This is a genomic window from Streptomyces sp. NBC_01717 (genome assembly GCF_036248255.1).
GTDB lineage: Bacteria > Actinomycetota > Actinomycetes > Streptomycetales > Streptomycetaceae > Streptomyces.
In genome coordinates this window covers 1,920,509-1,934,350 of sequence record NZ_CP109178.1, presented here as the reverse complement: position 1 = coordinate 1,934,350, position 13,842 = coordinate 1,920,509, and the positions used below count along the sequence as shown (strand labels likewise).

Annotated in this window: 11 protein-coding genes; 7 read left to right on the top strand and 4 right to left on the bottom strand. The window is 70.0% G+C overall.

Features of this window, described 5'->3' with window-relative positions; genetic code table 11:
• Positions 1-4 precede the first annotated feature (4 nt).
• Genes OHB49_RS08855 through OHB49_RS08845 form a run of 3 tightly spaced genes read right to left on the bottom strand, consistent with a single transcriptional unit; the run spans position 5 to position 3,801 of the window.
• The gene (locus tag OHB49_RS08855; RefSeq protein ID WP_329159296.1) at positions 5-1,111 is read right to left on the bottom strand and encodes an acyltransferase family protein; all 1,107 of its coding nucleotides are present in this window, start codon (positions 1,109-1,111) and stop codon (positions 5-7) included.
• Entirely contained in the window at positions 1,111-3,390 is a 2,280-nt protein-coding gene (locus OHB49_RS08850) for a bifunctional polysaccharide deacetylase/glycosyltransferase family 2 protein (RefSeq protein WP_329159294.1), read from the bottom strand. The genes OHB49_RS08855 and OHB49_RS08850 overlap by 1 nt, the downstream gene beginning before the upstream one ends.
• A 6-nt stretch (positions 3,391-3,396) precedes the next feature.
• A complete protein-coding gene (locus tag OHB49_RS08845; protein ID WP_329159292.1) occupies positions 3,397-3,801 on the bottom strand; it encodes a hypothetical protein in 405 nt (134 codons plus the stop codon).
• Positions 3,802-4,111: 310 nt separating this feature from the next.
• Between OHB49_RS08845 and OHB49_RS08840 the strand changes: the two genes are divergently transcribed.
• Complete coding sequence (locus OHB49_RS08840) at positions 4,112-5,161, top strand: chitinase (RefSeq protein WP_329159290.1); 1,050 nt, start codon at positions 4,112-4,114, stop codon at positions 5,159-5,161.
• 7 nt (positions 5,162-5,168) lie between these two features.
• Here the strand turns inward: OHB49_RS08840 and OHB49_RS08835 are convergent, their stop codons facing one another.
• Positions 5,169-6,071, bottom strand: coding sequence for a LysR family transcriptional regulator (locus OHB49_RS08835; protein ID WP_329159288.1), 903 nt, complete (start codon positions 6,069-6,071; stop codon positions 5,169-5,171).
• 117 nt (positions 6,072-6,188) lie between these two features.
• On the opposite strand from OHB49_RS08835, the gene OHB49_RS08830 reads away from it, so the two are divergent.
• The 6 genes from OHB49_RS08830 (at position 6,189) to OHB49_RS08805 (ending at position 13,754) form a co-directional block, all read left to right on the top strand.
• Positions 6,189-7,181 (top strand): aldo/keto reductase, encoded by a 993-nt coding sequence (locus tag OHB49_RS08830; RefSeq protein WP_329159286.1) that lies wholly within the window; start codon positions 6,189-6,191, stop codon positions 7,179-7,181.
• A gap of 239 nt (positions 7,182-7,420) precedes the next feature.
• Complete coding sequence (locus OHB49_RS08825; RefSeq protein ID WP_329159284.1) at positions 7,421-8,419, top strand: alpha/beta fold hydrolase; 999 nt, start codon at positions 7,421-7,423, stop codon at positions 8,417-8,419.
• A gap of 213 nt (positions 8,420-8,632) precedes the next feature.
• Entirely contained in the window at positions 8,633-9,466 is an 834-nt protein-coding gene (locus OHB49_RS08820) for a M55 family metallopeptidase (RefSeq protein WP_030971770.1), read from the top strand.
• A complete protein-coding gene (locus OHB49_RS08815; RefSeq protein WP_329159283.1) occupies positions 9,459-10,802 on the top strand; it encodes a M20/M25/M40 family metallo-hydrolase in 1,344 nt (447 codons plus the stop codon). Before OHB49_RS08820 ends, OHB49_RS08815 begins: the two co-directional genes overlap by 8 nt.
• A 22-nt stretch (positions 10,803-10,824) precedes the next feature.
• Positions 10,825-12,813 carry a prolyl oligopeptidase family serine peptidase gene (locus OHB49_RS08810; protein ID WP_329159282.1) on the top strand — a complete coding sequence of 663 codons (1,989 nt, stop codon included), beginning with the start codon at positions 10,825-10,827 and terminating at the stop codon, positions 12,811-12,813.
• The gene (locus OHB49_RS08805; protein WP_329159281.1) at positions 12,810-13,754 is read left to right on the top strand and encodes a S66 peptidase family protein; all 945 of its coding nucleotides are present in this window, start codon (positions 12,810-12,812) and stop codon (positions 13,752-13,754) included. The genes OHB49_RS08810 and OHB49_RS08805 overlap by 4 nt, the downstream gene beginning before the upstream one ends.
• The last annotated feature ends 88 nt before the right edge of the window (positions 13,755-13,842 follow it).

Here is a 13,842-nt window from a genome sequence, read left to right as displayed (position 1 = left end):
GGGATCACGGCAGCAGTCGTGGCCCCCGTTTCGCTGCGATGTCCTCGACCCAGCCGAACAGGGCCACGGCCGCCGCGATCAGCACCCAGGCGATCGTGAACTGGAACCACATGCTGTCCAGCGGCAGATCCCGCTCGAACGCGGGAACGTTCCACATCAGATCGATCAGGGGGACGCTCGCCATCAGCGCGACCTCGTGCCACAGATAGATCGTCACGGCACGGGCATTGAAGACCTTCACGATCCGGTCGGCCACGCGATGCCGGGCGAGCCCGCCGAAGTCGGGCCGGAAGCGGAGCAGCAGCAGGACGAATCCCGCGGACCACAGTGCCTGGGCGAGCGGGATGTCGTCGAGATCGTAGGAACCGTCGACCCGGTGGTGGAAGGCCCACCAGGCGCCCGCCGCCAGCAGGGCCGGCGCCACGGTGACGACGAGTGCGGGGCGCATCCGGTCGAGTACACCGTCGCGGTGGGCGAAGCCGAGCAGCCAGCAGAACAGGAAGACCGACAGGTCGCTGAGGGCACTGCCGAGGCGCCCGTCCGGCACACTCCCCACGGTCTCCAGGACCACGACAGGCACGAGGGACAGTGCGAGCACGGGCAGCGGGGCCAGGCGGAAGGCGCGCAGCAGCACCGGCGACAGGAGCACGAACCACAGATACGTGCGCAGGTACCACAGCACCGCCCAGGCCTGCTCGCCCCACGCATTGCCGGGAGGATCGCCGACCGGCAGTACCCAGTTCAGGACATCGGGTCCCGGCAGCCAGCCGTGCAGCAGCATCGCCGTACCGATGACCAGCGCGAACACCCAGAGGGGGACCAGCAGTCTGCGCAGCCGGCCGCGGATGACGCGCAGCGCGGGCCGCTCCAGCGAACGAGCCATGAGCGATCCGGCGAGTGCGAACATCACGCCCATGGACGGGAAGACCAGCCCCAGCCAGGGCCACTCGAACGTGTGGTACGTGATGACGCGGACCAGTGCGAAGGCCCGCAGCGCGTCGAAGTAGCGGTCGCGGCCGCCTTTCTGCGCAGCCGGCACCACGGACTCGGCCGCGACCTCTTCCGTACGGACCGCGACCTGCGGTCCACCCCTGCGGTGTGCGCCTCCCATCAGCGCACCCCCGTGCCGGGGGCCGGTGTACCGACCTCGCCGGTGCGCTTCAGCTTCTGCCAGCGCAGCCGGCCGCCGGTCGCGGCGGTGACGCACGAGTGGATCAGCACCAGATACATCAGCTGCCGGTACGCGATCTGCTGCAACGGCAGCATGAGCAGATACCGGTACCGCTCGCCGTCGAGACGGAACGCGTAGGCGGCGCAGACCAGTTGGACAAGCAGCACCGCCAGCCAGGCGAGCAGCGACGCCTTGAAGTCCACAAAGATCATCGCGTAGACCGTGAACACGTCGATGAGCGGTGCGAAGACGGGCGTGACGATCTGGAAGAGGACCACCAGCGGCATCCCGACCCTGCCGAAGCGTCCGGACGGCCCCCGGTCGGTGACCGATTTCCGGTGCTTCCACAGCGCCTGCATCGTGCCGTAGCTCCAGCGGTAGCGCTGCCGCCACAGCTGCCCCAGCGAGGCGGGCGCCTCGGTCCAGGCTCGCGCGTGCTCGGCGTAGACGACCCGCCATCCGGCGCGGTGCAGCGCGATCGTGATGTCGGTGTCCTCGGCGAGAGTGTCTTCGCTCATCCCGCCGACCCCCAGCACCGCATCGCGGCGGAACGCCCCGATCGCGCCCGGGATGGTGGGCATGCAGCGCAGCAGGTCGTACATGCGGCGGTCGAGGTTGAAGCCCATCACGTACTCGATGTGCTGCCAGGCGCCGATCACGGTGGTGCGGTTGCCGACCTTGGCATTGCCGGCGACCGCGCCGACCTCCGGGTCGCCGAACGGCTGCACGAGCCGCTGCACGGTGTCGGGTTCGAAGACGGTGTCGCCGTCCATCATCACGACGATGTCGTAACGCGCGTGCCGCACACCGTTGTTGAGCGCGGCGGGCTTGCCCGCGTTCGGCTGGCGGATCACCCGCACGTTCGGCAGTCCCAGGGACTCGGCGATTTCGGCGGTGCCGTCGGTCGAGCCGTCGTCGACGACCACGATCTCGATCGGGTGGGTGCTGGCGGCCAGCGAGTTCAGGGTGTTGGCGATGCACTCCTTCTCGTTGTACGCGGGCACGATCACGCTGACCGGTCCGGTGACCGACGGCCCCCAGGAGAACCTGCGTCTGTTGCGTTGCCGGTAGTGGCGCCGTGCGAGGACGAGCATCATCGCGAACCTGCCCAACACGGCTACGCCCACAACCGCCAGCACCGCGGCCAGACCGGGCACCGTCCACTCCGCGACGGCGACCGCACCGAGGAGGGCGCGGCCCTCCCAGAGCGTGGCGGTGTCGGCCGTGCGGTGCGCGGCCTGCTCCGGGTTGCTCTGCCGGGCGTTGCCCGCCGTGGCGGGGGTGCCCTGCGGTGCCTGCGCCCGCTGTCCCTGTGCCTGCTGCCCTTGTTCCTGCTGTCCCTGTGCTTGTTGCTGGGCGCCGCTGACCGTGGTGAAGGTGTAGCCCTTCGACTTCATCTTCTTGATGTACCGGGGGAGCGCTTCGAGGGTCTGGGCACGGTTGCCGCCCGCATCGTGGAAGAGCACCGAGGCGCCCTTTCCGCTCTTCGGTGTGGCCCACTTGATGATCTTGGATGCGCCCGGCTGCTGCCAGTCCTCGCTGTCCGTGTCGACGAAGACACTGGTGTAGCCCATCGCGCCGAGCTTCTTGTAGACGGGCCAGCTGTAGTTGTCGATCGCGTCGTTCGTCGACGAGTACGGGGCGCGGAAGAGTGTCGTCGTGATGCCCGCTGCTCCCGCCAGTGCGAGCTGTGTCTGTGCGATCTCCCGAGTGACGCGGGCCGCGCTCTGGTACGAGAGATCGACGTGGGTGAAGGTGTGGACGCCCACCTCGTTGCCGTCGTCGACCATCCGGCGTACCACGTCCGGGTAGCGCGAGATCATCGAGCCGACCAGGAAGAACGTGCCGGGCACATCGTTGTCGTCCAGGATGTCGAGCACCTTCTGGGTCCACTCGGGGTCCGGGCCGTCGTCGAAGGTGAGCACGATCGTCTTGTCCGGCACGGCCTGGGTCCGTGCCGTGCCGCCCTGGAAGCTGAGGAGCGGCCCGCCGTCGAGGACGCTGTCGGGCACCTTGCTCGCGCTCGCGTCGGAGCGGACACGCTGGTCGTTTCCGACCTCGGCCCGCAGATAGCCGTCGAGCAGCATCACGGAGACGAGTCCCAGCAGGAGCAGAAGGGCGATGATCACTCGTGGCTTGGGAACCGCCTGCCGGCGGACGCGTTCGATCCGGCTCGGCGTGGCATGCCGTCGCTGGGGTCGTACCTGATTCCGGTTCATCAAGGATCAGCCGGTCCCCGTGGTCGCGGACACCGACACGGACACGGATGCCGAGGGCGACGGGCCGGCCCCGTCGGCGGGAGGGCCGCTCGGGGGTGCGCCGGTGACTCCCGGAGGCGCGATCCCGTCGCGGCCGCCCTGGGCGGAGGGCGCGCCGTCGAAGGGAAGCAGCTCCGAGGGCGACATGGAGATGCCACCCATGAAGGCGAGGCCCAGTACGGCCGCGTAGCCGGCACAGGCGATGCCCAGGGCGATACCCGCACGGCGGAGCAACCGGGCCCGGCGCCCGGAGCTGTCCACGAAGACGGGACCTTCCTGCGCCGCGGTGCCGGCCAGGGGCCTGCGCAGGCCGGCGTGTTTGCGCCGGCCGTGTCCGGTCGGATTTTTCTCGATGGCGGTGTCGGAATGCATTTGCGCATGCTGACGAACTGCGATGTGCGAAGTCTGAGCCGTTCCTGGCCGAACGCTGTGAGAACGCGGAAAGTCTGTGGATGCACTGAGAACGCGACCGCGGGCCAGGCCTCATAGGCGGCATGTGATGTACCGTCATATCCCTTTTTTTAAAGGGGGAATGGATAATCGAGGGGTGGCTCTTCGGTGGACCCGCGGGGAAAAAATATCCGGGTTCCGACACATGGTGATGTGTGAGAGGTTTTCGGTGTTCCCAGTTCTTCATTGTTGCTGTTTCGGGACAATTCTCATGAGAGCAGGTGCAAACTTTATGCGCATTTCACCGAACGGCTCTCCGAAGGGAGCGGCGGGCCGTGCGAGGCGGGCGACCGCAGTCGTCGCCGGACTCGTCGCGCTCGGGCTCGCCTGCTCGGCGTGCACGACGGGTGCGGCGGCGAACCAGGGCGGCGACTCCCGCTCCCGCCCGGGCGGCCCCACGGCCTCGGCCGCCACGACCGCCTACACCCCGTACGTCAGCGCCACGACCGCGGCCGATACCGACTCCGTCGGTTCCCCGGACACGTACAACCTCGCCTTCGTCGTCGCCGACGACGACACCTGCGCCCCGCTCTGGGGCGGCACCGCCGAGCCCACCAGCCGTGCGGTGGCCGCACGCGTCGCCGCACTCACCGCGACCGGAGCGGACATCCGGGTCTCGTTCGGCGGGGCCGCCGGGTCCGAGCTGGCGCTCGCCTGCGACAGTGCCGAGGACCTGGCCGACGCCTACGCCCGGGTGCTCGACGCCGTGGGCGCCACCAAGGCCGACTTCGACATCGAGGGCGAGGCCCTGACCGACCAGGCGTCGATCACCCTCCGGGACAAGGCGCTCCGCCTGCTCCAGAAGAAGCGGCACCTCGACGTCACGTACACCCTGCCCGTGATGCCGGACGGCCTGGAGACCACCGGGACGGACCTCCTGAGCGACGCCGCCGAGCAGAAGGTCGACCTCTCCGCGGTGAACATCATGGCCATGAACTACAGCACATCCCACGACGGCGACATGAGCGACTACGCGCAGCAGGCCGCCGAAGCCACCCACGACCAGCTCACCGACGTACTCGGTCTGTCGGACTCCGAGGCCTGGCGGGCGCTGCACCTCACGGTGATGCTCGGTGTCAACGACACGGCCGGAGAGACGTTCACCCTCGCCGACGCCGCCACCCTGCGCGCCTTCGCCCGGCGGACCGGCGTCGGTGCGCTCTCCATGTGGGCCACCTTCCGCGACCGGGAATGCACCGACGAGGACACCACGAAGGCGAACGACACGTGCAGCGGGGTCGAGCAGGAACCAGGAGCCTTCGCGACGGCGCTGGGCGGGTGACCGCTGGTCAGCGCGTGGCGCCGTCGCGTACGTCGCTGCGTACCAAAGCCATCAGCGAGCGGGCGCCGGGGCTCATGGCCCCGGCGGCCGGAAGCACCACGACACTCTCGTAGAAAGGCTGGTCGGCGCCGTCCAGCTCCACCGCGACCAGCCCGCGGGCCTCGGGCTTGCGCGAGAAGTGGTGTGGCACCACGGCGATCCCCAGCCCCTCGTGCACCAGCTCCAGCAGGCTGTGTACGTCGTTCACCTCAAGGCCGACGGTGCGGCGCACCCGCGCCGTCGCGAACGCCTCGTCGGCGGCGCGGCGCGGCCCCCAGTCCGGATGGAAGTCGATGAACGACTCACCGGGAAGCTCGTCGAACGGGACGCGGAGCGCCTGCGCGAACCGGTGGCCGGGGGCGCACAGGACGACCATGCGCTCCCGCGCCAGCGGGATCAGTTCGCCGCGCCACTCCCCGGCACTCACCGTCGCGGCGAACGCGACGTCGAGCCGCCCGCCCGCCACTCCGTCCACCAGACTCGACGTGCCCTCCTGGCGGAGCCGGATCTCCATCTGCGGGTGTTTGCGACGGAAGGCCGCGAGCAGCCGCGGGACCCCCACACCGGCCACACACTGCTCGAACCCCACCGTCAGTGTGCCGCGCAGCAGTCCCCGTACCGCGTCGACGGCGTCCTTCGCCGCCCGTGCGCCCGCCAGCGTGCGCTCCGCCTCCACGAGCAGTGCGCGGCCCGCCTCGGTCAGCCGCACGGTGCGGGTGGTCCGGCTGAACAGCGGGGTCTTCAACTCCTGCTCCAGGGAGCGGATGGAGGCCGACAGCCCGGACTGCGACACGGCGACCCGTTCGGCGGCACGGGTGAAGTGTTGCTCCTCGGCGACGGCGATGAAATGTTCCAGCTGGCGCAACTCCATGATTGAGAAACATAGACGATAAATCCAACCTGAATCTTCTGTTGGACTGCTGGATCGATGTCGGGGAGCCTGGAGAACCACGCATCCCGCACCCCTTCCCCTCTCCGTGGAGCCCGCATGTACCTCCCGTCCCCCGACCGCTACCAGGCCATGCCGTACCGGCGCACCGGACGCAGCGGTCTGCTGCTTCCCGCGCTCTCGCTCGGCCTCTGGCACAACTTCGGAAGCGACCGGACCGCGGACACCCAGGGGCAGATCCTGCGCCGGGCGTTCGATCTCGGCATCACACACTTCGATCTCGCCAACAACTACGGCCCGCCGCCCGGCGCCGCCGAGAGCGCGATGGGACGCGCCCTGAGGACGGACTTCGCCCGGCTCCGGGACGAGATCGTCATCTCCACCAAGGCGGGCTACCTGATGTGGGACGGGCCGTACGGGGAGTGGGGATCGCGCAAGTCCGTACTCTCGTCGCTCGACCGGAGCCTCACCAGGCTGGGCCTCGACTACGTCGACATCTTCTACTCCCACCGGCCCGACCCGGACACTCCGCTCGAAGAGACCATGGGGGCGCTGGACTCGGCGGTACGGCAGGGCAAGGCGCTCTATGTCGGCCTCTCCAACTACTCGCCGGAACAGACCCGGGAGGCGGCCAGGATCCTCAAGGACCTCGGCACCCCGCTGCTGATCCACCAGCCGCGCTACTCGATGCTGGACCGCTGGGTCGAGGACGGCCTGCTCACGGCGCTGGACGAGCTGGGCGTCGGCTCCATCGCCTACTCGCCGCTGGAACAGGGCATCCTCTCCGACCGCTATCTGCAGGGGATCCCGGCCGGCTCGCGCGCGGCGGGCGACAGCCCGTTCCTGACGCCCGAGTCGGTCACCCCGGAGCTGATCAGCCGGCTGCGCGCGCTGGACGAGGTCGCCTCCGAGCGCGGGCAGTCCCTGGCGCAGATGGCGCTGGCCTGGGTGCTGCGGGGCGGACGGGTCACGTCGGCCGTGGTCGGGGCGAGCAGCGTCGCTCAGCTGGAGAACAGCGTCGACGCCGTGCGGCACCTGGAGTTCAGTGACGAGGAACTGGCCCGGATCGAGGAACTTCTGAAGACCTCCTGAGGGGGGTGCTGCCCTTCGGAGGAGGGGGGCGGACCGGGCAGCCCGCCCGGTCCGCCCGGGAACGGGGCCGTACCACCGGCCGGTAAAAGGTGACCCGATCCGCCGGTCGCCATGCGGTCAGGAGCCGTCTTCACCCGGACGGTCGGCCGATGTCACCCGGCTGCTTCCCGGGCCGCGCCGTACCGGCCGGCTCCGGAAACGCTGGATGTGTCGCCCCCTCCTCCTGAAGAGAGAACCGCATGGCTGTGTCACCCGTTCACGCGCCGCGGCACCGGCGAATACGTCCGACACGTTCCCGGCGTGGGCAGGCGATCGCTGCGGCGCTGACCGCGACGGTCCTCGCCGGAGCCGCCGGATCGGCAGCGGCCGACACGGGTACCACAGTCGTCACCAAACCGACCGTCGTGCTGGTGCACGGTGCGTTCGCTGACGCCTCCAGCTGGAACGCCGTCGTCGAACGGCTGCAGCACGACGGGTTCAGCGTCGTCGCCCCGGCCAATCCGCTCCGGGGACTGGCGGGGGACTCCGCGTACATAGCCGACTTCCTCAAGAGCATCCAGGGACCGATCGTGCTGGTCGGGCACTCCTACGGCGGCGCGGTGATCAGCACCGCCGCCGCCGGCAACTCCCAGGTGAAGTCGCTGGTCTTCGTCAACGCGTTCATGCCGGACAAGGGCGAGGCCCTCGGCGCACTGGGCGACAGGTTCCCGGGCAGTGAACTCGCCGCGGCTCTCAAGCCCGTACCGTTCCGCAACGCCGACGGCACCAGCGGTATCGACCTCTACCTGCGGGCCGCGAAGTTCCACCAGGCCTTTGCCGCGGACCTCCCGGCGGCCGTATCGGCAGTGATGGCCGCCACCCAACGCCCCATCGTCGCCTCCGCGTTCATGGACAAGGCTGCCGAAGCCGCGTGGAAGACCATCCCGTCCTGGGCCCTGGTCTCGACCCGGGACAAGGCCATCTCCCCGGCCCTCGAGCGTTTCGAGGCGCAGCGCGCCCACGCGCAGACGGTCGAGATCGACGCGTCCCACGTCGCCCTGGTGTCGCACCCGGACGCGGTCACCGATCTCATCCGCCAGGCCGCCACCGGCGGCGGGTCATATGCACAGCCCGCCCTGGCCGGCACGGGGCTGAACACCCTGGTCCTGGCAGGCCTCGGTGTTCTCGCGGGCGGGACCGTACTGATGGGCTTCGGCCTCTCCGGGGCAGCCCGCAAGCGACGCGAACCCGGGCGCTGACCCGCACCGCCGAGCCCCGCCGCCGGCCCGGTCACCGACCGCGTACCGCCGGCGCCGACATCGCCGCACGCCCGGCTCCGAGATCCCGACGGTCTTGCACTGGACTGGACCTCTGGAGCTGAAAACACCTCTGGCCTGGGACTCCGCCGCCGCGTACGGTGTTGCGGCAGGAAGATCGCAACGACTTCTGACCTGTGAGAGGACCGGTACATCGTGAAGATCCTCATCAGCGCGGACATGGAGGGCGCCACGGGGGTGACCTGGCCGGCCGACGTGTTGCCCGGCACCCCGCAGTGGGAGCGCTGCCGCTCGATGTTCACCTCCGATGTGAACGCGGCGGCCCTCGGCTTCTACGACGGGGGTGCCGATGAGGTGCTCATCAACGAGGCGCACTGGTCCATGCGCAACCTCCTGCTCGAGCGGCTCGACGACCGGGTCCAGATGCTCACCGGCAAGCACAAGTCCCTCAGCATGGTGGAGGGCATCCAGCACGGGGACGTCGACGCGATCGCGTTCGTCGGCTACCACACGGGAGCCGGTACGGAGGGCGTGCTCGCGCACACCTATCTCGCCAATTCCATCACCGGAGTCTGGCTGAACGGCGTCCGTGCCAGCGAGGGGCTGCTCAACGCCCATGTCGCCGCCGAGTACGGCGTGCCCGTCGTCCTCGTCACCGGCGACAACCTGACCTGCGTGGACGCGGACGGATATGCCCCCGAGGCCCGCAAGGTCGCGGTGAAGGACTATGTGTCGCGGTACGCGGCGGTGTGCCGCACCCCGGCCCGTACCGCCGCCGACATCCGTGCTGCCGCCAAGGAGGCGACCGCGCTTGCCGGGCGCCGTGATCCGGTGCGGGGCGGCTCGTTCACCGTGGAGCTGGAGTTCGACGCGGAGCACCTGGCGGCGGCCGCGACCGTCGTCCCCGGCGTGGCGCCGAGCGGTGAGCGGCGTGTCGCCTACACCAGTACGACGATGTACGAAGGCATTCGCACGTTCAAGGCGGTGACGACGATCGTGTCGTCCGCTGTGGAGGAGCAGTATGGCTGAGGTGACCACCCCCCAGGACTCCGTCGACGATCTGGCGCTCGACGAATCGGTGACGTTCACCTCCGAACTGATCCGGATCGACACGACGAACCGGGGCGCCGGCGACTGCAGGGAGCGCCCGGCCGCCGAGTACGTGGCCGAACGGCTGGCCGCCGCCGGACTGACACCCGAGCTGCTGGAACGTACCCCGGGCCGCACCAACGTGGTCGCCAGGATCGAGGGCACCGACCCGTCCGCGGACGCGCTCCTGGTGCACGGGCACCTCGACGTCGTGCCCGCCGAGGCCGACGACTGGACCGTGCACCCCTTCTCCGGGGAGGTCCGCGACGGTGTCGTCTGGGGCCGTGGCGCGATCGACATGAAGAACATGGACGCGATGGTCCTCGCCGTCGTCCGGTCCTGGGCCCGGGCCGGCATCCGGCCCCGCCGGGACATCGTGATCGCGTACACCGCCGACGAGGAGGCCAGCGCCGCCGACGGCTCCGGTTTCCTCGCCGACCAGCACCCCGAACTCTTCGAAGGGTGCACGGAGGGCATCAGTGAGTCCGGTGCCTTCACCTTCCACGCCGGACCGAGAATGCCGCTCTACCCGATCGCCGCGGGCGAACGCGGCACCGGATGGCTGAAGCTCACGGCCCACGGCAAGGCCGGCCACGGCTCCAAGGTCAACAAGGCGAACGCGGTCAGCACACTCGCCGCCGCCGTCGCCCGGATCGGCGCGCACGAATGGCCGGTGCGGCTCACCCCGACCGTACGGGCGGCGCTCACCGAGATCGCCGCGCTGCACGGGATCCAGGTGGATGTCGACGCTCCCGGATTCGACGTGGACGAACTCCTCGGCAAGCTCGGACCGGCCGCCGCGCTGGTCGAACCGACCGTCAGGAACAGCGCCAACCCGACGATGCTGGAGGCCGGCTACAAGGTCAATGTGATCCCGGGCCGCGCCGTCGCCTACATCGACGGCCGGATGGTGCCCGGCGGCGAGGACGAGTTCCACGCCACCCTGGACCGGCTGACCGGACCCGATGTCGACTGGGAGTTCCACCACCGCGAGGTCGCCCTGCAGGCCCCGGTGGACTCGCCGACGTACGCGAAGATGCGCGCCGCCGTCGAACGCTTCGACCCGGACGGTCATGTCGTCCCGTACTGCATGTCGGGCGGCACGGACGCCAAGCAGTTCTCCCGCCTCGGCATCACCGGCTACGGCTTCTCACCGCTGAAGCTCCCGGTGGGCTTCGACTACCAGGCGCTCTTCCACGGCGTCGACGAACGCGTGCCCGTCGAGGCGCTGCACTTCGGCGTCCGGGTACTCGACCACTATCTGCGCACGGCCTGACCTGCACTGGGGGGATTTGATCATGGTGTCCACAGGGGCCTACGGAACATGGCCGTCACCGGTCGACGCACGGCTGGCCGCGTCGCACGACGGCCGCCCGGAATACGTCGGCGTGGTCGGCGACGAGGTGTGGTGGACGGAGCCGCGTCCGGCCGAGGCGGGCCGCCGCGCCCTGGTCCGCCGCCGGGCGGACGGGACCACCGACTCCGTGCTGCCCGTTCCGTGGAACGTCCGCAGCCGCGTCATCGAGTACGGCGGACGGCCCTGGGCCGGCGCCGGGCGCACCGACGGCGGACCGCTCGTGGTCTTCGTGAACTTCACCGACCAGCGGCTGTACGCGTATGCGCCGGACGGGGCCGGCGAGCCGTGGCCGATCACCCCGCTGTCGGGTGTCGGCGGCGGACTGCGCTGGGTAGACCCGCAACTGCACCTCGACCGGGGCGAGCGGGGCGAAGTGTGGTGTGTCCTGGAGGAGTTCACCGGCGAAGCGCCTACCGAAGTACGACGGGTGATCGCCGCCGTGCCGCTGGACGGATCGGCGGCCGACGACCGCGGCGCGGTGCGCGAACTCTCCGACGACCGGCACCGCTTCGTCACCGGACCGAAGATCTCGCCCGACGGGCGGCGGGTGGCGTGGATCGCCTGGGACCATCCGCGGATGCCGTGGGACGGCACCGAGGTGATGCTCGCCGACATCGCCGACGACGGCACGTTCCACAGCGCCCGGAGCTTCGGCGGCGGACCCGAGGAATCGGTGCCACAGATCGAATGGACCACCGACGGACAGCTCCTTTTCGCGAGTGACCGCAGCGGCTGGTGGAACCTCTACCGTGCCGATCCGCACCGGGGCACGGTGGCGCTCTGCACACAGGAGCAGGAGTTCGCCGGACCGCTGTGGAAGATCGGGCTCGGCTGGTTCCGGCCACTGGAGAACGGACTGATCGCCACCATCCACGGCAAGGGCACCACGACCCTCGGCATCCTCGATCCGGAGACCGGCGAACTCGCCGACATCGCGGGGCCCTGGACCGAATGGGCCGAGACGCTCGCCGTGCACGGCAGCCGGGTCATCGGTGTCGCCGCGAGCCCGCGGAGCGCGTACGAGATCGTGGAGCTGGACACCACGACCGGCCGTAGTCGGATCATCGGCGCCCGGCACCGGGACGAGGTCGATCCCGCGTACTACCCCGAACCTCACGAGCGCACCTTCACCGGGCCCGACGGCCGCGACGTCCACACCCACATCTACCCGCCACGCAACCCCGAACGGGTCGGTCCGGAAGGCGAGTTGCCGCCCTACGTGGTGTGGGCGCACGGCGGTCCCACCGGGCATGCCGCGCTCGTCCTCGACCTGGAGATCGTCTACTTCACCTCGCGCGGCATCGGCGTCGTCGAGGTCAACTACGGCGGCTCCACCGGCTACGGCAGGACGTACCGCAACCGGCTGCGCCAGCAGTGGGGCGTCGTCGACGTGGAGGACTGCGCCGCCGTCGCCCGGGCGCTGGCAGCCGAGGGCGCCGCCGACCCGAACCGGCTCGCCATCCGCGGCGGCAGCGCCGGCGGCTGGACCACCGCCGCCTCGCTGACCAGCACCGATGTCTATGCCTGCGGCACCATCAGCTACCCCATCCTCGACCTGACCGGCTGGGGCACCGACGAGACCCATGACTTCGAGTCGCAGTACCTGGAGTCCCTGGTCGGCCCGCTCGCCGAGGTCCCGGACCGCTACCGCGAACGGTCGCCGATCAACGGGACGGACCGGCTGACCACCCCGTTCCTGCTGCTCCAGGGGCTCGACGACGTGATCTGCCCACCGGCCCAGTGCGAGCGGTTCCTGGCTGCGATCGAAGGCCGAGGCATCCCGCACGCGTATCTGGCGTTCGAGGGGGAGAGCCATGGATTCCGGCGTGCCGACACCATGATCGCCGCGCTGGAGGCCGAACTCTCCCTCTATGCACAGACCTTCGGGATCGACCGCCCCGACGTACCGCGACTGGAGCTGAAGAAGTGACGCTGACTCCTCTGACTCGCGCCGCCCGCCTGCGACCGGGTGCCAGGGTCGCCGTCGTGTCGCCCAGCGGACCGGTGCCCGTCGACCGCCTGGAAGCAGGCCTCGATGTGCTGCGCGGCTGGGGCCTTGAGCCCTTCGAGATGCCTCATGTCCGCGCCATGCACCAGGAGTTGGACTATCTCGCGGGTGCGGACGAGGAGCGTGCCCGGGACCTCCAGGAGGCCTGGTGCGATCCGTCGGTCGAAGCGGTGCTGTGCGCCCGCGGCGGGTACGGCGCACACCGCATGGTCGACCTGGTCGACTGGGCGGCGATGCGCGCGGCCGGGCCCAAGGTGTTCGTCGGCTACAGCGACATCACCGTGCTGCACGAGGCGTTCGCCCGGCACATGGGGCTCTCGACGCTGCACGGCCCGATGGCCGCCACGGAGACCTTCCTCAAGGACCCGGACACCCAGGAATCGCTGCGGGCCACCCTGTTCGAGCCGGAGTCGGTACGGACCCTCGGCCTTCGCACGGCCGGGGTGCTGGTGCCCGGCCGGGCCCGCGGCATCACGTACGGCGGATGCGTGAGCCTGCTGGCCGCCGACATCGGCACCCCGCACGCCCGGACGTCCGCGCGGGGCGGACTGCTGATGATCGAGGACACGACGGAGGATCCGTACCGCCTCGACCGCATCCTCACCCAACTCCTCAGGGCCGGGGCGCTGTCCGGGATATCCGGCGTCGCCTGCGGTTCCTGGCAGGGCTGCGAACCGTACGAGCAGGTGCGTACGGTCCTCGCCGACCGGCTCGGCGGGCTCGGCGTGCCCGTCGTCGAGGAGCTGGGCTTCGGGCACGGACCGACGGCGCTCACGATCCCGCTCGGTGTGCCCGCGGTGCTGGACGCGCCGGAAGGCGGCGGTCCGGGCACCCTCACGGTCGAGGTGCCCGCGCTGATCTGAACGTACTCCGGATGCGAAGAAGTTGAACATCCTTCAGGAAACGCTGTCGCGAGCGTTGACATCGCTATGACGCGTATCACAGCATGGG